This is a genomic window from Agrobacterium bohemicum (genome assembly GCF_002896715.1).
In the GTDB taxonomy this organism is placed as follows: Bacteria; Pseudomonadota; Alphaproteobacteria; order Rhizobiales; family Rhizobiaceae; genus Agrobacterium; species Agrobacterium bohemicum.
The window spans coordinates 619,255-641,742 of the sequence record NZ_PGEL01000028.1; the positions used below are offsets into that span (position 1 = coordinate 619,255).

Consider the following 22,488-nt stretch of genomic DNA (forward strand, 5'->3'; position numbering starts at 1 on the left):
TTAGTTGACCTGAGAAGGCGTGACCTGCGCTTCGATTTGCTTTGGCTCATCCATCACGTCTGAAACAATCGCGATGCGGCGCGGTTTCATGGCTTCTGGAATGTTGCGCAGAAGGTCGATATGCAGCAGACCGTTCTTCAGCGAAGCGTTCTGCACTTCGACATGATCGGCAAGCTGGAAGCGGCGCTCGAAGGCGCGCTTGGCAATGCCGCGATAGAGGAACTCGCCTTCGCTCTCCTTGCTCTCTTCTGCCTTCTCAGCCTTGACGGTCAGAACATTCGAGCGGGATTCGATGCTCAGTTCGCTTTCGTCAAAACCGGCTACTGCCATGGTGATGCGATAGGAACTCTCACCGGTGCGCTCTATGTTATAGGGCGGATAGGCTTGCGCCTGTTCCGGCTGGCCAATGCCGTCGAGCATGGNAAAAAGGCGGTCGAAACCAACTGTGGAGCGGTAAANGGGTGAAAAATCAACGTGACGCATGGTGTCCTCCTGTGAGCGACTGTTTGCGGTTAAAGTCTTCACCCCGAATGGGCGGTGAAGACCCGGATACGGCCCCGTTCTGGCGACCGTAACCAAGAGATGGGAAGGCTTTTGAACAAGTTCAAGAGATAAATCGACGCTGAATATGCCTGAACCCCATCTGAACAACCGGTTCCGAAATCGTTCACTTTCAAGGCGCTATTCATCGGGACATCGGAGACAACCTCCGGCGACAGAAGATATTGTCCCTTTCTTCTGTCACATTCGCCGGAACCGCGACTGCTAAGCCCGACGGTTCCGGCAANTTTTCCTTTGACGTGCAAAGACGCGCAACTTATCCCGTTGTGAAACACCTTTTCAGTGCCAAGTCGGAACCACCATCCATGACCGAAGCCATCCTGCATGCGACCAAGGGCAACCCTGTGCCTGAAAACCATTTCGCAGGCTATTTCAACGGTCATAAAAACAAGAAGCTGCGCTATGCGGTCTTTCGCTCCAGTCAGTCCGTGGCACGCGGCACGATCGTTCTGCTGCATGGCCGCAATGAATGTATCGAGAAATATTTCGAGACGATCAATGATCTCACCGCCAAGGGTTTCTGGATCGCAACCTTCGATACCCGCGGCCAGGGCGGATCGGAGCGGCTGCTGAAGAAAGCCCATGCCGGGTATGTGCGACGATTTTCCGATTACCAGAAGGATATTTCGCTGTTTCTGGAGCAGGTCGTTCTGCCGGATACGCGCCTGCCATTCTTCATGATTGCCCATTCCACCGGTGGGCTTGCGGCACTGTCCATGGCACCCACGCTCTCCAACCGCATAGAACGCATGGTGCTGACGGCGCCCTTCATCACGCTTGGCGGGCAATCCGTGCCGAAACCCTGGATCAGAGCCGTCGCCACGTGCCTCAGCATGGTCGGCCTCGGCGGTGTTCAACTCGGNAAAGACCAGCGCGAACGGCATTTCGAGGACAACCCATTGACCTCGGACCCGGTTCGCTTTGCCCGCAATGCCTCCATCGGGCTCGAACATCCTGAACTCTTCATTGGCGCACCCACGGCGCGCTGGCTTTTTGAAGTGCTGAAAACGATGCCCTGGGTCATCCGGCAGGATCACCTCACCAAAATCACCGTACCCACGCTGCTTCTGGCTCCGGTGCTGGATGCCATCACGCCCTATGCGGCGCAGGAAGAGCTGTCACGCAACTTCCGGGCAGCGCAACTTATTCCTGTCACGGGTGCGCGCCACGAACTGCTGCTGGAGCGAGACGTCTATCGCAATCAGGCGCTAGCCGCCATCGACGCATTTTTCGCGCCGGATGCCTGATCTGAAAGTCCGACGCCTGCAAGGCTTGGCAAGATAAAAACAATGCTGCAAGACTTGAACGCGCGCTCGCGCCGCGTGGCAGATATTGCGCGCCCAAAAGCCTGATATCCTGGGGAGGAGACAGATGACAGACAACACGCCTCTATGGACGCCATCAGACGCGTTTCAACGGTCGACGCCAATCTATGCCTTCATGCGGCATTGTAACGCCACCTTCGCGCAAAACATGGCCAGCTACTCGGATTTGCACGCATGGTCGGTCGATCACAGTGCCGATTTCTGGACGGCGGTTTGGAATTTCTGCGAAATCAAGGGACATCGTGGAGAGCGGGCACTGATCAACGGCGAGCAGATGCTGGACGCAGCATTTTTCCCCGATGCCACGTTGAATTTTGCCCAAAATCTGCTGTCCACCAAGGGCAGCACCGATGCCATCATATTCCGTGCGGAAGACAGGGCGTCGGACCGCTGGTCCTGGGACCAACTGCATGAACAGGTCTCAAAGCTACAGCAGGCATTCATGGCGCTTGGCATCGAACCGGGCGATCGTATCGCCGCGATGATGCCGAACCTGCCTGAAACGGTGGCCTGTATGCTGGCGGCAACATCCATCGGCGCCATCTGGTCATCGTGCTCCCCCGACTTTGGCGAACAGGGCGTGATGGATCGCTTCGGGCAGATCGAGCCCAAGCTGTTCATCGCCTGCAGCGGCTATTGGTACAATGGCAAGCTCCAGAACGTCGCTGATAAGGTAGGAGCCATTGCCCGACGTCTCGGCTGCCCAACCTTGATCGTACCCTATGCCGGTGGCGTGACGTCCGCACTTGAAACAACCGACGGTGCGCGTCTCTTGGAAGACTTCATCGAACCGTTCGCAGCAAAACCCGTAGAGTTCACGCAGCTACCCNTTTCCCACCCGCTCTTCATTTTGTTTTCTTCGGGAACGACGGGCATTCCCAAGTGCATCGTCCATTCCGCCGGCGGCTCGCTGCTGCAACTGATGAAGGAACACCGGCTGCATTGCGGTGTCGTTCCGGGCGAGCGCGTCTTCTATTTCACGACCTGTGGCTGGATGATGTGGAACTGGCTGGTGGCAGGACTGGCGGCCGGGGCAACCATCTGCCTCTATGATGGGTCCCCCNTTGCACCTGACGGCAACGTCCTGTTCGATTATGCGCGTGATGAACAATTTGCGGTCTTCGGCACCTCAGCCAAATATATCGATGCCGTCCGCAAGAGCGGCCTCACACCCATTACCACCCACGACCTGACGTCACTCCGTCTGATGACCTCCACCGGCTCACCCTTGTCGCCGGAGGGTTTTTCATTCGTCTATGAGGGCATCAAGGCCGACATTCAGCTTGCGTCGATCTCCGGTGGCACCGACATCGTGTCCTGCTTTGTGCTTGGCAACCCCTTGTCCCCGGTGTGGCGCGGCGAAATACAGGGGCCGGGGCTGGGCCTCGCCATTGACGTCTGGGACGAAGAGGGGCACCCGCTCCGTGAGGTCAAAGGCGAACTCGTCTGCACCAAAGCTTTCCCGTCTATGCCCGTGATGTTCTGGAGCGACCCGGATAAGGCGAAATACAAGGCGGCCTATTTCGAGCGTTTCGACAATGTCTGGTGTCACGGGGATTTCGCGGAATGGACGTCGCATGACGGGCTGATCATCCATGGCCGCTCTGATGCCACGCTCAATCCGGGCGGCGTCAGGATCGGCACGGCTGAAATCTACAATCAGGTCGAACAGCTTCCGGAGGTGGAAGAGGCAATTTGCATTGGCCAGGATTGGGAAGGCGATGTTCGGGTCGTTCTATTCGTGCGACTGGCAGCTGGTATCGCTCTCGATGAGCGTTTGTCTAAGACGATCCGCGATAAGATTCGCGCAGGCGCGTCTCCTCGCCACGTTCCGGCAAAGATCATCGCCGTCCCGGATATTCCGCGCACCAAGTCAGGAAAGATCGTCGAGCTTGCCGTTCGCGAGGTCGTCCACGGGCGGACGGTNAAAAACATGGAGGCTTTGGCAAATCCCGACGCGCTGTCGCATTTTGCAAATCGCATTGAGTTGCAGACGTAGTCCACCCTCGCCCCCGAAAGAAAATGGCGGCGCAAATAACGCCGCCATGATAAGATTTCGACTGAGCGCCTGCCCAGCCTTGTCCCGAATTATTCCATTCCGAGTGCAGCCATGTAGGTCTGCAAAATCGTTTCTTCTTCGATGCGCTCGTTGGCGTCCTTCTTGCGCAGGCGGATGATCGTGCGGATGGCCTTGGTGTCGTAACCACGGCCCTTGGCTTCGCCCATCACGTCCTTGATATCGCCCGAGATTGCAGCCTTTTCCTCTTCCAGGCGCTCGATACGCTCGATGAACTGACGCAGTTCGGCGGCGGCTACGGTCTCGGTTGTCGCTGTTTCGTCCATCATTCTATCCNTTATGGTGGCGGCTCACGGCCTTGTTCGTCACTTGGCGACATCTTCGCCCGCTGCCGTTGAGGCAGCAAAATTCCCGGCTGGTGAACTGCCCGCCTGCGAGCCTCACGTCAAGCCGTTTCGGGTGATGACACCCTATTCCTTCGGTCTGTTTTGCTCGAATGCGGCTTTCTGTGCCTCACTCGTCTCGCCCTGATGCAGGCNTTTCCACTGGTCATAAGGCATGCCGTAGACCATCTCGCGTGCCACATCCTTGCTCACGTCGTGGCCTGCATCCTTTGCCGCTTTCGCGTACCAGTTGGACAGACAGTTGCGGCAAAAACCGGCCAGATTCATGAGATCGATGTTCTGCACATCGCTGCGTTCGCGCAAATGCTGGAGAAGCCTGCGAAAAGCAGCCGCTTCCAGTTCTGTTTTCTGGATGTCGTCAAGTTCGCTCATCATGCTCTCCGCTCAATATGGTCCTGTCCGCGAGGCGAACTGCTGGTAGTCGTGCAAGGCGGGATCATCGTTCATTGCGGCGAAAATAGGGGCAAGACGCTCGCTCCAGGCCGTAATGCCCGCCTCATCGGCGATCAAATCCTGCCGCACTTCCAGAAGTGCATGTGGAATGCCTTTGACCATGCAATGGCGATACATGGTGTCACCCTTCAACGCGCCATCATAGGGCTCGTTGTCACCAACGAGAATATCGCCCGCTGCGCGCAAACCATCGATCAGTGGCAGGACGGCGCGATGGTCCGTATCCCACAGAACGGCGGCATGCCATGGACGAGCGGTTTCTTTCCAGAACGGTGTGTAGGAATGCAGCGAAAGCACCAGCGGTGCCTTGCCTGACTGCCCGGCAACTCTATCCAGAACCGATCCGACCGCCTGATGATAGGGACGATGATAGGTGTTCAGGCGCAGATCCCATTCTTCTTTCGTCATGGGATGATTGCCCGCAATGATCGCGCCATCGGAAATTTTCATGACCAGCGTCGGATCGTCCTCGCCGCGATTGGGATCGATCAGCAAACGCGAAAAACGGCTCATCACTGCAGGCACACCAAGCTTGGCAGCGAGCTGTCGCGTCAGGCCTTCGATGCCGATATCGAAGGCGATATGGCGTTGAAAAGCGGCTTGCGGAAGGCCGAGATTACCGTAAATTGGCGGAAGAAGGTTCATGGCATGATCTGCGAGCAGAACCATGCCTTTGTCATAATCGCCTTCTATAATTTCGTATGGCTGGAAGTCTGACATTGTTGATTTCTAGAGCCGATAAGGGAGAGACGCTTGATGCCATGGCTTGATGCCACGCGCAAGTTGGGTTGGCCCAGATGCCGCCACTACTACCGTTCACGATATTCCATACAGATACAATCGATTGAACTTGCGTTGACTTTCTTGGACGTCCGCGCCAAGAAGTGTTCTCATTTTATAACCATGGAATCCGGATGGAAGCCGTGACACAGACATTCTCCGCTAAGCTTCAAAAACACCGACGCGCTATCCGCCTGTTTTGCGCAGCCACCCTCTTCACCTCACCGCTTCTTCTTGCAGAACCGGCATTGGCGGATTTTCGTGTCTGCAACAGCACACAGAACCTTGTGGGCGTCGCCATCGGCTACCGTGCTCAGGGTGGTTGGATCAGCGAAGGCTGGTGGCAGGTTCCGGCCTCCACATGCGCCACCCTGATAGAGGGTGAGTTACAGTCACGCTATTATTATCTCTATGCCGAAGATGCAGCGCGCGGCGGCAGATGGACAGGCGACGTCAACATGTGCGTTGCCGAAAACGAGTTCAAGATCAACGGTGTCGACGATTGTTACGCCCGTAGTTTCCAGCGAATGGGCTTCAAGGAATACGATACGGGCAGACAGGGAAGCTGGATGGTCCAGCTTTCGGACACGCCAGGTACACAGGAAAGTCAGAACTGATGAAGCGTAACCGCAAAGTCAAAATCCTTGCAACTCTCGGTCCTGCGTCGTCCGATGAGGCAATGATCGAGAAGCTCCATCTGGCGGGCGCCGATCTCTTCCGCATCAATATGAGCCATGCCAGCCATGATGTGATGCGCAGCCTCATCCAGCGTATTCGCGCCGTCGAAAGCCGCGTTGGCCGCCCCATCGGCATTCTGGCCGACCTTCAGGGCCCGAAACTGCGTGTCGGCAAATTTGCGGACACCAAGGTCGATCTCGTGGCAGGCCAGACATTCACGCTCGACAACAACGAAGCCCCCGGCGACAACAACCGCGTATTCCTGCCGCATCCCGAAATCCTGGAAGCCGTAAAGCCCGGCGACCGCCTGCTGATCGACGATGGCAAGCTGCATCTGCGCGCTGAAAAATGCGACGGCAAGAGCATCGTCACCACAGTCGTTTCGGGCACCAAGATTTCCGACCGCAAGGGCATCAGCCTGCCCGACACGCTGCTCGGCGTCGGCGTTCTGACCGACAAGGACCGCGTCGATCTCGATGCCGTTCTGGCAACCAACGAAGTCGATTGGGTCGCGCTCTCCTTCGTGCAGCGCCCGGAAGATCTGGTCGAAGTGCGCAAGATCGCCGGTAACCGCGTCGGTTTGATGTCCAAAATCGAAAAGCCGCAGGCTGTCGAGCGCATCGAAGAAATCATTGCGCTGTCCGACGCGCTGATGGTTGCCCGCGGCGACCTCGGCGTAGAAATGCCGCTGGAAGCCGTTCCCGGCATTCAGAAGCAGCTGACACGCGCATGTCGCAAGGCTGGTAAGCCCGTTGTTGTGGCGACACAGATGCTGGAATCGATGATTTCCGCTGCCGTTCCGACGCGCGCCGAAGTATCTGACGTGGCGACCGCCGTGTTCGAAGGTGCCGATGCGATCATGCTGTCTGCCGAATCCGCCTCTGGCGACTATCCGGTCGAAGCCGTTTCCACCATGGCGTCGATTGCCAGCACCGTCGAGCAGGATCCTTACTACTCCAACATCATCTACGCGCAGCGCCCGCAGCCGGAAGCAACCGGTGCCGACGCGATTTCGCTCGCCGCGCGCCAGATTGCTGAAACGCTGGGCCTTACCGCCATCGTCACCTACACATCATCAGGCACGACGGGTCTTCGTGCTGCGCGCGAGCGTCCGCAGGTGCCGATCATCGCCCTGTCGCCGATCGTTCAGACCGCTCGACGCCTCTCCGTCGTATGGGGACTGCACTGCGTCGTCACCGGCGATGCCAGTGACCAGGATGACATGGTCAACCGCGCATGCCGCATCGTTGTGGACGAAGGCTTTGGCCAGCCCGGTAACCGCATCATCATCTCGGCTGGCGTTCCCCTGGGCACCCCCGGCGCAACCAACATGGTCCGCATCGCCTATATCGGCTCTGACGGCCAGAGTGGCGTATAATCAGGAATTTTGAAGCAACGAAAAAGGCGCGGCATAGGCCGCGCCTTTTTTCATTCGTGCGAGAAAGACATCAGNTTTCCTGATATGCAGCGATGATGATGTGGACCTGCGCCTGGCTCATGGCCTGAACCTGCTTGGTGGTGAAAGCGGTGAGGTTGTCGCTGCTGAGGCCTTCAAGCGCGGATGTCGACAATCCGGCAATCGCTGTTTTGTTGATCAGTGCTATTTCGGATGTGCTGAACGTGTTGAGTTCGTCAGCATCCAATGTCGCAACCTGCTTGGAGTTCAGCGCTGCAACCTGCGCCGTGCCCAATGCCTCGATGCCGTCTGCGCTCAATGCCGCAAACTGCTCAGCCGTCAGAGCACTGATCTGCTTTGTGGTCAAAGCGCTGACCTTGATACTATCCAGGCTGGCGATGGTCGCGGTGGAAAGACCGGCGATCTGCTTGGAACTGAGCGCCGAAAACTGCTGCGTTGTCAGCGCATCAAATTGCGTTGGCGTGATTGCCTTCATCTGGTCGGATGACAGGCCTGAAATCTGCGTTGTCGTCAAAGATGCGAACAGCTCATCCGNAAGACCGGCAATCGTTGATGTCGTCAAACCCGTCAGCGTCGCCTTTTTGAGTGACGCTATTTCTTCGGCACTGAAGCTGTTCAGTTCCGCAGCAGACAATGTTGCGGCCTGCTTGGCATTCAACCCGGCAACCTGGCCCTTGGTCAGGGCTTCGATGCTTGCGAGGCTGAGGGCATCGAACTGATTGGTGGACAATGCCATGATCTGTTTGGTTGTGAAGGCCGCCAGGTCGTCGGCATCCAGATTGGCCATCACGCTTGTTGAAAGGCCTACGATCTGTTTTGACGACATGGCTGAAAATTGCGTCGGCGTCAGCGCGTCGAGTTGCGTGGAACTGAGAGCCTGCATTTGCTGCGACGACAGGCTGGCAATCTGTACCGTCGTCAATGCGGCGAGCCGGTCTGTCGAAAGGCCTGCAAGCGCTGTCGTCGTCAGGCCTTTCAGCGCAGTTTTGCTCAACGACGCAATCTCTTCGAGCGTGAAGCTATTGAGTTCGTCCTCGGAAAGTGTCGAAACCTGCTGTGACTTCAGCCCTATGATTTGTTTCGTCGTCAGGCCTTCGATGCTGCTGGAAGTCAAAGCCTCGAACTGCACGCTCGTTAGCGCCGCCACCTGCTTTGTCGACATGGCCGCAACCTGAGACCCCTCGAGATTGGCAATCGCGGCGGTCGAAAGTCCGGCAATCTGCTTTGCCGTCATGGCAGCAAACTGGCTTGGTTCCAGAGCCGCGAGTTGGGCGGAGCTCAGAGCGCCCATCTGGCTGGAAGACAAAGCCGCGACCTGTGTCGCGGTCAAAGCAGCGATTTTATCGGTTGTGAGGCCTGCAATGGCTGCCGTTGTCAGTCCGACAACCGCCGCCTTCTTCAACGATGCGATCTCTTCTGCGGTAAAGCTGTTGAGTTCGTCGGCCGTCAATGTGGCGGCCTGCATGGATTTCAGCCCGGCAACCTGTGTCGTCGTCAAGCCTTCAAGGCTGGTAGAGGTCAAGGCATTGAATTGCTCGGCCGTGAGCGAAGCGATCTGTTTCGTCGTCATGGCGCCGAGCTTTGAGCCGCTAAGAGAAGCGATCACATCGGTGGAGAACCCGGCGATCTGCTTCGTCGTCAGGGCCGAAAACTGGCTTGGTGTCAGTGCCGAAAGCTGCGTCGAGCTCAGTGCCCTCATCTGGTCCGTCGACAACGCTGCTATTTGGACCGTGGTCAGTGACGCGATCTTGTCGGTTGCCAGCCCTGCCATTGCGGCGGTCGACAGCCCTGCGATGGAGGTTTTCTTGATCGATGCAATTTCTTCGTCGGTGAAACTGTTAAGTTCTGCTGCCGATAGCGTTGCGACCTGCTGACTGCTAAAGGCGGAAACCTGTGCGGTGTTCAGGGCCTCGATCAGCGCGCTGGAAAATCCTTCGAGCTGACTTGCGTAGAGATACTTCACCTGCCCCGTGGTCATGCCTGAAACCTGCGTCGTGCCAAGCGCCGTCAGCTGGTTCAACGTCAATCCCGTAATGGATTTCGGTGCGAGAGCACTGACGACCTTCGTGGTCAGCGACGACACGACCGACGTGGTCAACGCACCCACCTGGGCGGAGGTGAACGCCTTTATTTGCGCGGAGCTGAGCTCGCCCAGATCGCTCGCCGTCAGCGAAGCGACGGTAGCCGTCGAAAGCAGAGCGATCTGCCGAGTGGGGAGAGAAGCAATTTCAGAGGCCATGAGCGCGCGATACCATCAATTACTGGTCAAGAACGATCTTTACGCCACGAATCTTGCCCCGACATTGCGACAAAGCATTACCTTCCGGCAAATGCAGCATCGGTCGACACAACAGATGGCGATGGCCGAACCGGCAAGCACCAAAACACGTGACGCAAATAGCGAANTTTCAGGAACATGGTTCGCGAGAACCGGCGCAATGAAGATGCTTCATGCAAGCAGAGATTTAAGAACCTCCACCCCTGCGCCACGAGTAAACTATTGCCTCGTAAAGCTGTAGTATTGCAGGCGGAAATTTTAAGTCACCAACGAATATTACAGAATGAATCGCAGGTTAACAGCGCTGATACTTCACGTCAAGCTCGCCTTAAAGCATTATAGAACAGTTGGCGCAACCAGTGGACGTTTTAACGAAAACCGCCCCGCTATCGTCAAGATAGCGGGGCGGTTTTGAAGTCGTTACGACCAACAGGTGCCTAGCTTAAGGCATCTTGATTGGTGTGCTGAAGCGGCTGGACTCGATGGCCGCAGCACCTGGACGGAAACTTGCGGTCGCCGCAGATGCAGACATGTCGTGGCTGAGCATCCGGTTGTTGACGACGCGTGGCGCCTTGACCGCGCGACCCGTGACACCCTTGTCCTGGCTCAACGCCCAGTCGGAAATTGCTTCCTGCGTCAGTCGACCACCGCTGACCATGGCNTTTTCAGAAACAGCAGCATCCTGCTTGCTGGGGCGTGCACCCTTGGTCGGCAGGCCAGCAGTCAGACCGCTGTTGTTGCCACGCGGCTTCACATCGAATTCATCGCCATACACCTGCTCGTCACGAGCTGCAGTCACTGGATCGGCCTTTGCCATGTGAACAGGCTTGGCGGCAGGCTGAGCAGAAGCGGTGCGGCTGATGGCGGCAGGGAATTGAGCAGCACTCGGCATGGCCGTCGCGGTTATGGCCGAACGAGCGTCCTGACCGCTTTGCTCAAGCGCAGCGACGACAACCGGCGAGAGGCTAGCCTGCTGCGTGTCGGCTTCGTCTTCCTGACCGTCCACATTGGCATTGGCGGAAGCGAGAAGCGCTTCTGCGACAGCTGGGCGATTTGCGGGAACCGGCACATGCGCGGCGAGTAGGTCACCAGGCATATCTTCGGAGCCAAGTGCTGCCGTCATGACAGAGTCGTCGGCATCACCCTTCATGCGGCGCGGTCCAAGCAGCGTCGGCACAGGAATGGAGTATTGCGCCAAATCGGCAAACTGCTGCTCTGCGGGGGCGGCGGCTGGAGTTGGCATGGTTGCGGCTTGAAGCGCGTCCTGAGCAGGGTTGCGGTTTGGCGAATAAAGCGCGGTTGCAAGCCCCGTCTGACCAGCATCATTGCGGAATGCCGGACGCGCAGTTGGCAAAGGTGCATCGGCAACCGCTGGAGCCGGCGTTGCGGATGCAACGGCAACGGCTGCGGCAGGTGCTTCCTCGTCAGCTTCCTGAGCCACCGGTGCTGGAGCCGCAGAGCGGGATGCGGGCTGTGGCGTCACGATGCTTTCGGCATCCTCGTCCTCATCCCCGCCACCAAAGAGTGCGGCCAGCAGCGTCTTGCGCTTGCCACCGGATGACGAACCCGCAGGGCCAGAACCAGCGGTGCTGGCAACCTGAACGGAAGAAGAGCTCACGCGCCTCTTGTAATCGACCATCGCCTGCTCATAACCCGGCAAAGGCTTGCCATCGGCTGGAAGGTGGATGGTATTGCCCTTCGGGAAGATACGAACAAGTTCCTGACGGCTCATGCGCGGCCAGGCACGAACGCTGCCGACATCGAGGTGCACGAAAGGGGAACCGGACGTCGGATAGAAACCAACGCCACCGATCTGCATCTGCATGGCAATTTCACGCAAGCGAGCGAGTTTGACACCAGGGATGTAGAAGTCCATGGCCTTGCCGAGCGTGTGCTGACTGCTCTTGGCAACACCCTTGGTGCGCGAACGCAGCATGCCGTTTGTTTCAGGCGAACGGAACGCAGAAACGACATTGATATAGTCTGTGCCACCGGAGCGACGATAGACTTCCCACACGAGGTCGAAAAGACGCGGGTCCATCTTGGTCGGCTGGTTACGACGCCAGTCACGCAGAAAGCGGTTCAGCTCCTGCAGACCCTTCTGGTCGTACTTGCCGTTTCTCTTGAATGTGATGACGGCTTTTTCTTTGGTGTGGATATAATAGAGCTTGAGACTGCGTGTTTCGGCGGCGGCTTCCGTCGCCGAAATGCCTAAAGCGGGAAGCGCAGCCACCATCAGGCAGACGCATGTCACAACGCGTGCCGACAGCTTCGTGCCGATCTCTTTGATCAAGCCGCGCGCTATCTTGCCCGAGAGCGCGATATTCCGATGCAGATAAGGCAATTTGATCCCCGCCTGGCAGACAATTCGTCACATTGCCCCACATGAACCTCAAATACGGTCACACGATGGCAATTTTGCCACACATGGACATTCATCCTCTATATAGTGAACGCGATACTAACAAGAGGTTTATAGACCGTAAGTGAATATCATTGCCCAGGAGTTAACAAATATCGTATTTGCTAATTTAAGAAGGATACGCCGCGGTTAAGCGGCGTCACGAAGCGGATTATCCGGATCAATGCCATAATCCTTCAACTTGCGGTATAGTGTGGAGCGTCCGATGCCGAGTTTACGGGCAACCTGGCTCATCTGACCGCGATAGAATCGCAGCGCAAATCGGATCAGTTCCTCCTCGATGTCAGATATCTTGCGGACATCTCCAGTGTTATCGGTGCTGGCAATCAGGCTACCGCCCGGAAAGACCGAAGCCGATGAGCGCTCTTCTTCGGTTGTCATCGCTTCCATGACCGACATGATGTCGGCGGCGTTGCTTCTGATATCCGTCGGTGGCGGAGCGACGAGCAGCGAACGCTCCGTCGGGCGATGCGGAGCGTCGTAGTCACCGACGTCACCGGCAAATTCTGGTACCTGAAACGCGATCTGCGGAAAATCCGCTTCTGTCAGCTCGTCGCCTTGCGCAAGAACGACGGAGCGGAACACGGCANTTTCCAGCTGGCGGATATTGCCCGGCCAGTCATAGGCTGTTAGCAGCGCCAAGGCTCCGGCGCTGACGCTCAGCGCATGCGGCAATTTCTGCTCGACGGNAAAGCGTTCGGCGAACACACGCGCAAGATAAGGAATGTCCTCCTTGCGGCGGCGCAATGCCGGAATGGTAATGGGGAAGACGTTGAGGCGATAATAGAGGTCTTCGCGGAAGCGGCCTTCCTTAACCTCTTCGATGAGGTCCTTGTTGGTGGCCGAAATCAGCCGCACATTGACCTTCTGAACCCGGGCCGAACCAACGGTTTCGATTTCACCCTGCTGCACGGCGCGCAAAAGTTTTACCTGCACTTCGAGAGGCAGGTCGCCAATCTCGTCGAGGAACAGCGTGCCGCCATCGGCTTCCATGAATTTGCCGATGTGCTTTTCCGTAGCACCCGTAAAGGCACCCTTTTCATGGCCGNAAAGAATGCTTTCCACCAGATTGTGCGGAATCGCACCGCAATTAACGGTGATGAAAGGCTTGCCCGAACGGTCGCTGCCGGACTGGATGGCGCGCGCAATCATTTCCTTGCCAACGCCGGATTCACCTTCCAGCACGACAGGAATATTGGACTGGGCCGCACGTTGCGCAAGCTCGATGACGCGCAGCATAGCCGGGCTGGCCGAGACGATATCGTTGAAATTGACGGCGTGATTGCGCGAACGTTTGCCCGTGCGGGCTTTCGCCTCGCGCTGGTCCAGCTTCAGAGCATTGGCGATGGCGGAGCCGATGCGTTCCGGCGAAACCGGCTTGACCACGAAATCAAATGCACCCGCGCGCATGGCCTGCACCACGGTATCGATACCGCCCTGCCCCGTCTGCACGATGACAGGCACATCGGTTCCAAGCTCTCCGACAGCCTTGAGGAAGGACAGCCCGTCCATCTCCGGCATCATCAGGTCAAGAACGATAACGCTGATATCGCCACTGTGTTGCTTCAACAGCTCCAGCCCCANCCGGCCGTTTTCAGCAAGGATTGGCTGGTGTCCATAACGCTCCACCGCTTGTTTAAGCAGGCGGCGCTGAACTGGATCATCATCGATAACGAGTACTTGCGCTGTCATGTCAGGCTCCGGTTTCCGGTTTATGGACCCGCTTCATGCAGACCCTTTGAACCGAATGTGACATGGAAGGCTTGAACATCGAGNTTTGAGATTAGCTTGCATTTTATGCATTGCCACGGGAAACAGTGGCTCCCATATGCTTTGCTGCAGAGATAAAGAGGAAACCAAGAATGACCTTCAAGACTTCGATCCCCCTGCCCGCTTTTTCCCCCGCAGAAGCAGCAAGTGCAGCCCTGGGCGATCTCCCGACGTGGAAGCTTTCCGATCTCTATGCATCCGCCGATTCAGCGGAGTATAAGGGCGCACTGGAAAAGGCTGCGATCGATGCAAAGGCATTCGAAGCTAAGTGGAAGGGCAAGCTTGAAGCTGCGGCAAAGCTTTCCGGTAACGAAGGTCTTGGTGCTGCCTTGAAGGAATATGAGGCACTGGACGATCTTCTTGGCCGCATTGGCTCCTTTGCAGGCCTGACATANTTTTCCGACACGTCCAATCCCGCCAACGGCAAGCTTTATGGCGATGCGCAGTCGAAACTGACGGATATGTCGGCGCATCTGCTGTTCTTTGCGCTGGAACTCAACCGCATCGATGATGCGACCATCGACGCCGCCATGGCGAACGATCCGCAGGCCGGTCACTACAAACCGTGGCTCGTAGACCTGCGCAAGGACAAGCCGCACCAGTTGGACGACAAGCTGGAGCAACTGTTTCTCGNAAAATCGATGACCAGTGCCGCCGCTTTCAACCGCTTGTTTGATGAAACCATGACGGATCTGCGCTTCATCGTGGATGGTGAAAGCCTTGCTCTGGAACGCACCCTCAACCTGCTTCAGGAGCCAGACCCGGAAATCCGCAAAAAGGCGGCGGAAGCACTCAGCGCAACCTTCAAGGATAATCTGCGTGTCTTCACGCTGATCACCAACACGCTTGCCAAGGACAAGGAAATTGCCGACCGTTGGCGCAAGTTCGAGGACATTGCCGATAGCCGACATCTGGCCAACCGGGTCGAGCGCGAAGTGGTCGACGCTTTGGCACAGGCCGTGACCGAAGCCTATCCGCGCCTGTCGCATCGTTATTACAAGATGAAGGCCAAATGGCTTGGCATGGAGCAGATGAATTATTGGGACCGCAATGCGCCCCTGCCCGATAGCTCCAACGCCATCATTCCATGGGAAGACGCCAAGGAGACGGTATTATCAGCTTATGGCGATTTCGCGCCTGAGATGGCCGATATCGCCCGCCGCTTTTTCGACGAAGAATGGATCGATGCCCCTGCTCGTCCCGGCAAGGCACCAGGCGCTTTCGCCCACCCAACGGTGCCGTCTGCGCACCCCTACGTGCTGGTCAACTATCTCGGCAAACCACGAGACGTGATGACGCTGGCGCATGAGCTTGGCCACGGCGTGCACCAGGTGCTAGCAGGTGGACAGGGTGCCTTGATGTGCGCAACGCCGCTGACCTTGGCTGAAACAGCATCGGTCTTCGGCGAGATGCTGACCTTCCGCAAGCTGCTGGATGGTACCAATAACAAAGGTGAGCGCAAGGACATGCTGGCCCGCAAGGTGGAGGACATGATCAACACGGTCGTCCGCCAGATTGCATTTTACGAGTTCGAACGCAAAGTGCATACCGCCCGCAAGGAAGGCGAATTGACCGCCGAGCAGATCGGTGCACTGTGGCTTTCCGTTCAACAGGAAAGCCTTGGACCGGCCATCAAGATTTCCGAAGGTTATGAGAACTGGTGGACCTACGTTCCCCACTTCATCCATTCCCCTTTCTACGTCTACGCCTATGCCTTTGGCGATTGCCTCGTCAACTCGCTCTATGCCGTCTATCAGAATGCGGACACAGGCTTTCAGGACAAATATTTCGAGCTCCTGAAGGCTGGCGGTACCAAACACCATTCCGAATTACTGAAGCCCTTCGGTCTCGATGCCACCGACCCGTCCTTCTGGAACAAGGGCCTGTCGATGATCGAAGGCTTGATAGACGAGCTGGAAGGGCTGGACAAAGAGTAGCAAGAAACCGACGAAGCTCCCATTTCGGGCAAGCTTGGTCGGTTTTTATGCCTTACCTAACGTAAACCGCATGACGGACGCAGATCATGAAACGCAAACCGGCCGACCTGACCTTGAGGGAAACCCTGCGATGGGAACCGGATACCGGTTTCCGGCGGCTGGAACAGCATCTGCGCCGTCTGCTGCGCTCTGCCGATGCGCTGGGTTTTCGTGCACCTGCAGACACGGTCAAAGCGCTTAACGCAGCCGTCAGCGGCACCGCACCGCTGACGGTGCGCGTCGTCATGAACTACAAGGGCGAACTCGACATTGCTGCCGAACCCTTTGTTCCCCTGAAAGCCGACGCCATCTGGCGCGTCCGGATCGCGCAAAAGACACGGCTCGATTCTGCCGACACCTTCTACCGCCACAAGTCCTCTCGCCGCGAGCCTTACGATGCAGCACGCGCCGAATTTTCCAGCAAAGAGGCGGATGAGGTTCTGCTTTTGAACGAGCGCGGCGAAATCTGCGAAGGCTCTACCACCAGCATTTTCGTGGAGGGCGCGGAAGGGCAATTGCTGACACCGCCACTCGATAGCGGCATTCTGCCAGGCGTTTTGCGCGCCGATCTCATTCGGGAACGCAAGGCGCGTGGACAGGCACTAAGGCCGGAAGATCTGAAGGGCCGTAAACTGTTTGTGGGCAACTCGCTCCATGGGTTGGTGGCAGCGGAACTGGTTTGAGGTCGATCAAACTGACCATGGCGGGCGTGGCTTACCCCCCTCTGCCCTGCCGGGCATCTCCCCCACAGGTNGGGAGATTGGCAAGACGCACACGTCCAAAACTATCCGCGGCCTTCAATATGGTCGAGAGCTAACCACGAGTCGATCTCCCCCCTTGAGGGGGAGATGTCCGGCAGGACAGANGGGGGTAAGCCCCACCCACTGAGTCCACCATCTCTCACTCCAACAACCACTCCACCCGCGCGCGGCCCTTTTGCTTGGCCGCGTAAAGCGCGCGATCGGCGCGGTGATAGAGATCACTGCCGCTCTCCCCTGGCTTATACAGCGCAAGACCCGCAGAACAGCTATAGGNAAAATCGTCCANCCCCGGGAAGGGAGCGGAGGCGCTGACCGTCTTTAAAAGGCGCTCCACGATACCCACGCATTCCGCCAGATTGGTGCGCGGCATGATGAGCATGAACTCTTCGCCGCCGACGCGCCCGAAGCAATCGGAACGACGGATCGTGGAATGGGCGATCTTGACGAAATCACGCAAGACCACATCGCCACCCTGATGCCCGAAACGGTCGTTGATGCCCTTGAAGAAATCGATGTCCATCACGCACAGCCCGAACGGGCTTTCGATGCCNTTCTGGACGTTTTCGATCTGGACAGCCAGCTTGGCGAAAACGAAGCGTCGATTGGCCGTTCCCGTCAATTCGTCGGTCTGGGCGGCGCGCAGGGCAATGTCGCGGTCCTGACGCAGGCTGCGCTGGTTTTGCTTGAGCTCNGTGATGTCGCTACCGACGCACAGCATCCAGCCATCTTCCTGCACCGTCTCGGTCATCCATATCCAGCGGCCATCGTGCAAATCCAGTTCCAGCCCACGAAACGGCAGTTTGCCCCGGCGCGATTGTGCCGACAAAAGCCAGGGGTCAAAATCATCGGTCGTGATGATCAGGCCNTTTTTATCGTGATAATTCGCCCGCAACAGTTCGCCCCAGGTCGGAAAGACGTCGCTCTTTACGTTGAAGGCTTCACGAAAGGCACGGTTCGCGTGGCGTAGTCTGTCGTCCGTATCATAAAGAGCAATAAAAACAGGCGTCATATCCTGGAGCGCGATGACGCGCTCGATCAGACTATCCAAATTGGCAGTCTCCTGACGCACAATGATTGCCCCCTCTGGGAAACTGNAAATACCTATGCCCATCCCCATTATAGTGGCTGGGCGGGAAATGCGTAGTACCAAGCTATATCGATGATTTCATAAAAACCGGGGTTGATCGGTTTACCTTTCTCACAGTCTTCATACGCCCGTCATCCGGCTACCCNTTATTGTTACAGACTAATCATCTAGCTTAGACGTTGCATTTAAAGAGGAAATTCAGAATGACGGATGTTGAGCACCCGATTTACGGCGAAATTACCGGTCCCATCATCATGATCGGTTTCGGCTCGATCGGGCGCGGCACGCTTCCGTTGATCGAGCGACATTTCAAATTCGATATGTCCCGACTTGTTGTCATCGACCCACGAGAAGATATCGCGGACTATCTGCAAAGCCGCAACATCCAGCATATACGCGCACATCTAACCAAGGNAAATTACAAGGATGTGATGAAGCCTCTGGTTAAAGGCGTCGAAGGCCAAGGCTTCTGCGTCAACCTTTCGGTCGACGCCTCCTCCGTCGAACTGATGAAGCTCTGCCGTAAATACGGCATGCTCTACATCGACACGGTGGTGGAGCCCTGGCCCGGNTTTTACTTCGATACCGACGCCGACAACTCCGCACGAACGAACTATACGCTGCGCGAAACGATGCTGAAGGAAAAGGCCAAGCGCCCCGGCGGCACGACGGCGGTTTCCACCTGCGGCGCCAATCCCGGCATGGTTTCATGGTTCGTCAAACAGGCGCTGGTCAATCTGGCACACGACACAGGCCTTGAATTTGAAGAACCCGCAGCCGATGACCGCGAGGGCTGGGCGCGGCTGATGCAGACACTCGGCGTCAAGGGCGTCCACATTGCCGAGCGCGATACGCAACGCGCCAAGGAGCCGAAGCCCTTCAACACCTTCTGGAACACATGGTCCGTCGAAGGCTTCATCGCCGAAGGCATGCAGCCAGCCGAACTCGGCTGGGGCAGCCACGAGAAGTGGATGCCGAAAAACGCAAAGAAACAGNAAAAAGGCCGCAAGGCCGCCATTTTTCTCGACCAGCCCGGTGCCACCACCCGCGTGCGCACGTGGTGCCCCACGCTTGGAGCCCAATACGGCCTGCTGGTGACGCATAATGAAGCGATTTCGATTTCCGACTATTTCACCGTGCGCGACAAGCGCGGCAATATCGATTTCCGCCCGACCTGCCACTATGCCTATCACCCGTGCAACGACGCCGTGCTGTCGCTATATGAAATGTTCGGAAATGGCGGCAACGCCCAACCCGTGCAGCACGTGCTGACGGAAGACGAGTTGATCGACGGTTCGGATGAACTCGGTGTTCTCCTCTACGGCCATGAAAAGAATGCCTATTGGTATGGTTCGCGCCTGACCTTGGAAGAAGCGCGCAAGCTTGCCCCCAACCAGAATGCAACTGGCCTCCAGGTCTCTTCGGCTGTGCTTTCAGGCATGGTCTGGGCGCTGGNAAACCCGCAGGCCGGCATTGTCGAGGCTGATGAGGTGGATTATCGCCGCTGCCTCAACATCCAGCGACGCTACCTCGGCGCAGTGGAAGGTCACTACACGGACTGGACACCGCTGGATGGCCGGCCGGGCCTTTTCCCCGATGATATCGACAAGGACGATGCATGGCAGTTTCGCAACATTCTCGTGCGCGGCTGAATGGACCGAGAGGTTGGAAGTGACGCAGCGCGGCATTTGAAGGATTGCGACGCTGCCTAGTGCAGTTTTGCAACGCTGCCGANTTTGTCGAGACTGCCGGGAACCGGTGCATAGCGGGCTTCGTTCGCTTGCAATAAAGTCAACTTCCATCCATGATCNTTTCAACGGGATCGACAAGCATCGCAGGAGACGAAAGAGATGAATTTCAAGACAGGCGCAGCCTTGGTTCTGGCCGCAATTGCCGCCTCTTCATGCGCTCCTAACGCGCCATCCCCGCGCCCCATGGCATCCGCCATGCCACAGGGACCAGCCGTTGACGGTCGCTGGGTTGATAAGAACGGCATCGTCTCTACGTTCCAGGCTGGTGCCTTCTCCACCCGTTCTACCGACAGCAATACCCTGCTCGCATCCGGCACCTACGTCACGCTCTCACCAACACTTTATGAGATCAACATGACCTCGCTGGTGCGCAACACCCAGTCGCGTGTCAATTGCGCGCTCATTTCACGTGCGCAGCTGAACTGCACGACCGACACGAACGGTCAGTTCACACTGACGCGTCAGGGCTGATCGCTCTCAGTCCTCTCCATGTTTAATTTCAACGCGCGCGTGTAGCGCGCGNTTTTTATTTGTGCGACCCTGTCATATTTCTACTTGCAGCAGATGACTTGAGGTGAAAACATCACCTTTGAACGGCTGACACATATTCAGACTAGCTATGATGGCAGGGACGAGCCCTTCAGCTTTTTGCTTAACAGGAGAGACAGAACGATGAACAGGATTTTGAGATTTGGCCTGATGACCGCATCGGTCGTTGCACTTTCCGCCGGCGCGGCCTTTGCCGATTACCAACTCAATATTCTCCACATCAACGATCTGCATTCGCGCATCGAGGCGATCAACAAATCCGACTCCACCTGCTCCGCAGCAGAAGCCGACAAAAAGGAATGCTTTGGGGGTATCGCGCGTGTGAAAAGCGCCATCGACGCTCGCCGCACCGAGCTTGGCGCCAATGCCAACATTCTCGTGCTGGATGCCGGTGACCAGTTCCAGGGTTCCCTGTTTTACACACAGTACAAGAGCGGCCCCGTTGCCGAATTCATGAACGGCATCGGCTTTGATGCCATGGCCATTGGCAACCACGAGTTCGATGATGGTCCGGCAGAACTGCTGAAACTCATCAATGCCGTGAAATTCCCCATTATCTCCGGCAACACCAAGATTGCCGATGGTTCAGAGCTGAAGGACAAGTTCAAGGGCTACATCGTCAAGGACATGGGCGGCCAGAAGGTTGCTGTCGTTTCCGTGCTGGCCACAGACACAAACGAAACCTCCTCCCCCGGCGACAAGGTGACGTTTGAAAACGAGATCGAGTACCTCAAGGGTGCCGTCAAGGAAATCCAGGATCAGGGCGTCAACAAGATCGTGCTTCTTTCGCATGTTGGCTACGTCAAGGATCAGGACATCGCACGCTCGGTGGATGGTATCGACGTCATCGTCGGCGGCCACAGCCACACGCTGCTCTCCAGCACCGATCCCAAAGCAGCAGGTCCCTACCCTACGCTTGTCAAAGACCCCTCCGGCGTCGAAGTGCCGATCGTGACGGCCTATGCCTACTCCAAATATCTCGGCGACCTGACGGTCACCTTTGACGATAACGGCGTCGTCAAATCCACCAGCGGCGCACCAAAGCTGCTGGACGCATCTGTCACGCCTGACGAAGCCTTCACCAAGCGCGTGACCGAACTGGCCGCTCCGCTCGAAGAGATGAAGCAGAAAGAAATCGGCACCAGCGAAGCCGCCATCGACGGCTCTCGTGAAGTTTGCCGCGCTAAGGAATGCACTATGGGCAACCTGGTGTCCGACGCGCTGCTCGACCGCGTGAAGGATCAGGGCATCACCATCGCCATCCAGAATGGCGGCGGCTTGCGCGCTTCCATCGATGCCGGTCCTGTGACCATGGGCGAAGTGCTGACTGTTCTGCCATTCCAGAACTCCGTTGCCACCTTCCAGATCAAGGGCGTAGATCTGCTTGCCGCTCTTGAAAATGGCGCGGGCCAGATCGAGGAAGGCGCGGGCCGCTTCGTGCAGACCGCAGGTCTGAAATACAGTTTCGACCGTTCCAAGCCAGCCGGCAGCCGCATCGTCTCCGTCGAGGTCAAGGAAGGCGATGCCTTCGTCAAGCTCGACCCTGAAAAGACCTATGGCGTGGTGACGAACAACTACACCCGCACCGGCGGTGATGGCTTCAAGACCTTCGCCACCAAGGCCATCAACCCATATGACTTCGGACCAAGCCTTGAAGACGCGGTTGCCGCCTATATCGGTGCTCACAGCCCTTACAAGCCCTACACCGATGGCCGCGTAATGGACGTAACACCAGCCGACTACGTAGCGCCGCCGAAGGAAGCCGCAAAGCCCACCACCCCTGCTCCAGCAACAACCGCACAGGCACCCGCTGCAACCACTCCGGCCCCGGCAGCGCCTGCTCCAATGGCCACTGCTCCGGCAGCACCGGCACCTGCCGCCAGCACCACAACGGCTTCATCAGCTGTGAAATACGTCGTTGCACGTGGTGACTCGCTGTGGNAAATCGCCGCTGNAAAATACGGTAATGGCGCAGAGTGGAAGAAGATCGCCGAAGCCAACGCGCTGAAGCGTCCAAACCATATCGAGATCGGTGAAGAGCTGAACGTACCTGCAAACTGATCGTAGGGCGCCTGATAAAACGAGCCGGCTCGCACATGCGGGCCGGCTTTTTCTTTGCGGATTTGGGCCATGCGTCCTTTGGACACGGCAAAAGGGCCCCAAGCCGTTGAAATGTCAGGCCGTGACCAACAGAAATCAATTCAGATTGCGGGCTGGATGCTTTACAAGATGATCCAAGGCCAAGACCAAGCCGTATGG

At 57.2% G+C, this 22,488-nt stretch carries 16 protein-coding genes and 2 pseudogenes; 9 read left to right on the plus strand and 9 right to left on the minus strand.

The features are described 5' to 3' along the window. Positions 1 to 483 carry an Hsp20 family protein gene (locus CUC55_RS21640; RefSeq protein ID WP_103089093.1) on the minus strand — a complete coding sequence of 161 codons (483 nt, stop codon included), beginning with the start codon at positions 481 to 483 and terminating at the stop codon, positions 1 to 3. Between the two features lie 383 nt (positions 484 to 866). Between CUC55_RS21640 and CUC55_RS21645 the strand changes: the two genes are divergently transcribed. Both CUC55_RS21645 and CUC55_RS21650 read left to right on the plus strand, forming a co-directional pair. Further along, positions 867 to 1,808 (plus strand): alpha/beta fold hydrolase, encoded by a 942-nt coding sequence (locus CUC55_RS21645; protein WP_067651373.1) that lies wholly within the window; start codon positions 867 to 869, stop codon positions 1,806 to 1,808. A gap of 124 nt (positions 1,809 to 1,932) precedes the next feature. Next, complete coding sequence (locus tag CUC55_RS21650) at positions 1,933 to 3,885, plus strand: acetoacetate--CoA ligase (RefSeq protein ID WP_103089094.1); 1,953 nt, start codon at positions 1,933 to 1,935, stop codon at positions 3,883 to 3,885. An 89-nt stretch (positions 3,886 to 3,974) separates the two neighbouring features. Here CUC55_RS21650 and CUC55_RS21655 read toward each other — a convergent pair whose 3' ends face one another. From CUC55_RS21655 to CUC55_RS21665, 3 genes are all read right to left on the minus strand, one after another. After that, positions 3,975 to 4,232, minus strand: coding sequence for a DUF2312 domain-containing protein (locus CUC55_RS21655; RefSeq protein WP_103089095.1), 258 nt, complete (start codon positions 4,230 to 4,232; stop codon positions 3,975 to 3,977). 141 nt (positions 4,233 to 4,373) lie between these two features. Next, positions 4,374 to 4,679, minus strand: a complete 306-nt coding sequence (locus CUC55_RS21660) for a DUF1244 domain-containing protein (RefSeq protein WP_103089096.1) — start codon at positions 4,677 to 4,679, stop codon at positions 4,374 to 4,376. Between the two features lie 12 nt (positions 4,680 to 4,691). Further along, on the minus strand, positions 4,692 to 5,480 hold the full coding sequence (locus CUC55_RS21665; protein WP_067650858.1) for an N-formylglutamate amidohydrolase: 789 nt from the start codon (positions 5,478 to 5,480) through the stop codon (positions 4,692 to 4,694). A 194-nt stretch (positions 5,481 to 5,674) separates the two neighbouring features. Here CUC55_RS21665 and CUC55_RS21670 point away from each other — a divergent pair, with 194 nt between their 5' ends. Together CUC55_RS21670 and pyk are read left to right on the plus strand one after the other, a co-directional pair. Then, on the plus strand, positions 5,675 to 6,157 hold the full coding sequence (locus CUC55_RS21670) for a DUF1036 domain-containing protein (protein WP_067650861.1): 483 nt from the start codon (positions 5,675 to 5,677) through the stop codon (positions 6,155 to 6,157). Continuing rightward, entirely contained in the window at positions 6,157 to 7,596 is a 1,440-nt protein-coding gene (gene pyk / locus CUC55_RS21675; protein WP_067650864.1) for a pyruvate kinase, read from the plus strand. The genes CUC55_RS21670 and pyk overlap by 1 nt, the downstream gene beginning before the upstream one ends. 70 nt (positions 7,597 to 7,666) lie before the next feature. Here the strand turns inward: pyk and CUC55_RS23270 are convergent, their stop codons facing one another. The 4 genes and pseudogenes from CUC55_RS23270 to CUC55_RS21690 form a co-directional block, all read right to left on the minus strand. Further along, the gene (locus tag CUC55_RS23270) at positions 7,667 to 9,874 is read right to left on the minus strand and encodes an ice nucleation-like protein (protein ID WP_103089097.1); all 2,208 of its coding nucleotides are present in this window, start codon (positions 9,872 to 9,874) and stop codon (positions 7,667 to 7,669) included. Between the two features lie 481 nt (positions 9,875 to 10,355). Continuing rightward, complete coding sequence (locus tag CUC55_RS21685; RefSeq protein WP_103089098.1) at positions 10,356 to 12,257, minus strand: peptidoglycan L,D-endopeptidase MepK; 1,902 nt, start codon at positions 12,255 to 12,257, stop codon at positions 10,356 to 10,358. A 207-nt stretch (positions 12,258 to 12,464) separates the two neighbouring features. Beyond that, positions 12,465 to 12,665 (minus strand): annotated as a pseudogene (locus CUC55_RS23725) (helix-turn-helix domain-containing protein); the annotation flags it as partial. Between the two features lie 173 nt (positions 12,666 to 12,838). Then, positions 12,839 to 14,027: pseudogene (locus tag CUC55_RS21690) on the minus strand (sigma-54-dependent transcriptional regulator); the annotation flags it as partial. 170 nt (positions 14,028 to 14,197) lie between these two features. Here CUC55_RS21690 and CUC55_RS21695 point away from each other — a divergent pair. Together CUC55_RS21695 and CUC55_RS21700 are read left to right on the plus strand one after the other, a co-directional pair. Next, positions 14,198 to 16,042, plus strand: a complete 1,845-nt coding sequence (locus CUC55_RS21695; RefSeq protein ID WP_103089100.1) for a M3 family oligoendopeptidase — start codon at positions 14,198 to 14,200, stop codon at positions 16,040 to 16,042. Positions 16,043 to 16,128: 86 nt separating this feature from the next. After that, positions 16,129 to 16,764, plus strand: coding sequence for an aminotransferase class IV family protein (locus CUC55_RS21700; protein WP_067650879.1), 636 nt, complete (start codon positions 16,129 to 16,131; stop codon positions 16,762 to 16,764). 217 nt (positions 16,765 to 16,981) lie between these two features. On the opposite strand, the gene CUC55_RS21710 is transcribed toward CUC55_RS21700, so the two are convergent. Further along, a complete protein-coding gene (locus CUC55_RS21710; protein ID WP_103089101.1) occupies positions 16,982 to 17,890 on the minus strand; it encodes a sensor domain-containing diguanylate cyclase in 909 nt (302 codons plus the stop codon). A gap of 242 nt (positions 17,891 to 18,132) precedes the next feature. Here CUC55_RS21710 and CUC55_RS21715 point away from each other — a divergent pair, with 242 nt between their 5' ends. The 3 genes from CUC55_RS21715 (at position 18,133) to CUC55_RS21725 (ending at position 22,290) form a co-directional block, all read left to right on the plus strand. After that, positions 18,133 to 19,581 carry a homospermidine synthase gene (locus CUC55_RS21715; RefSeq protein ID WP_103089102.1) on the plus strand — a complete coding sequence of 483 codons (1,449 nt, stop codon included), beginning with the start codon at positions 18,133 to 18,135 and terminating at the stop codon, positions 19,579 to 19,581. A gap of 198 nt (positions 19,582 to 19,779) precedes the next feature. Next, positions 19,780 to 20,151: an outer membrane lipoprotein Omp10 gene (gene omp10, locus CUC55_RS21720; protein ID WP_067650889.1), complete on the plus strand. Its 372-nt coding sequence runs from the start codon at positions 19,780 to 19,782 to the stop codon at positions 20,149 to 20,151. Positions 20,152 to 20,352: 201 nt separating this feature from the next. After that, on the plus strand, positions 20,353 to 22,290 hold the full coding sequence (locus tag CUC55_RS21725) for a 5'-nucleotidase C-terminal domain-containing protein (protein ID WP_103089103.1): 1,938 nt from the start codon (positions 20,353 to 20,355) through the stop codon (positions 22,288 to 22,290). Positions 22,291 to 22,488: the final 198 nt, after the last annotated feature.

Excerpts from the sequence above, each read along its gene's own strand:
- CUC55_RS21655 (WP_103089095.1), bottom strand. The coding sequence starts at position 4,232 with ATGATGGACGAAACAGCGACAACCGAGACCGTAGCCGCCGCCGAACTG.
- CUC55_RS21665 (WP_067650858.1), bottom strand. The coding sequence starts at position 5,480 with ATGTCAGACTTCCAGCCATACGAAATTATAGAAGGCGATTATGACAAA.
- CUC55_RS21670 (WP_067650861.1), top strand. The coding sequence starts at position 5,675 with ATGGAAGCCGTGACACAGACATTCTCCGCTAAGCTTCAAAAACACCGA.
- pyk (WP_067650864.1), top strand. The coding sequence starts at position 6,157 with ATGAAGCGTAACCGCAAAGTCAAAATCCTTGCAACTCTCGGTCCTGCG.
- CUC55_RS21700 (WP_067650879.1), top strand. The coding sequence starts at position 16,129 with ATGAAACGCAAACCGGCCGACCTGACCTTGAGGGAAACCCTGCGATGG.
- omp10 (WP_067650889.1), top strand. The coding sequence starts at position 19,780 with ATGAATTTCAAGACAGGCGCAGCCTTGGTTCTGGCCGCAATTGCCGCC.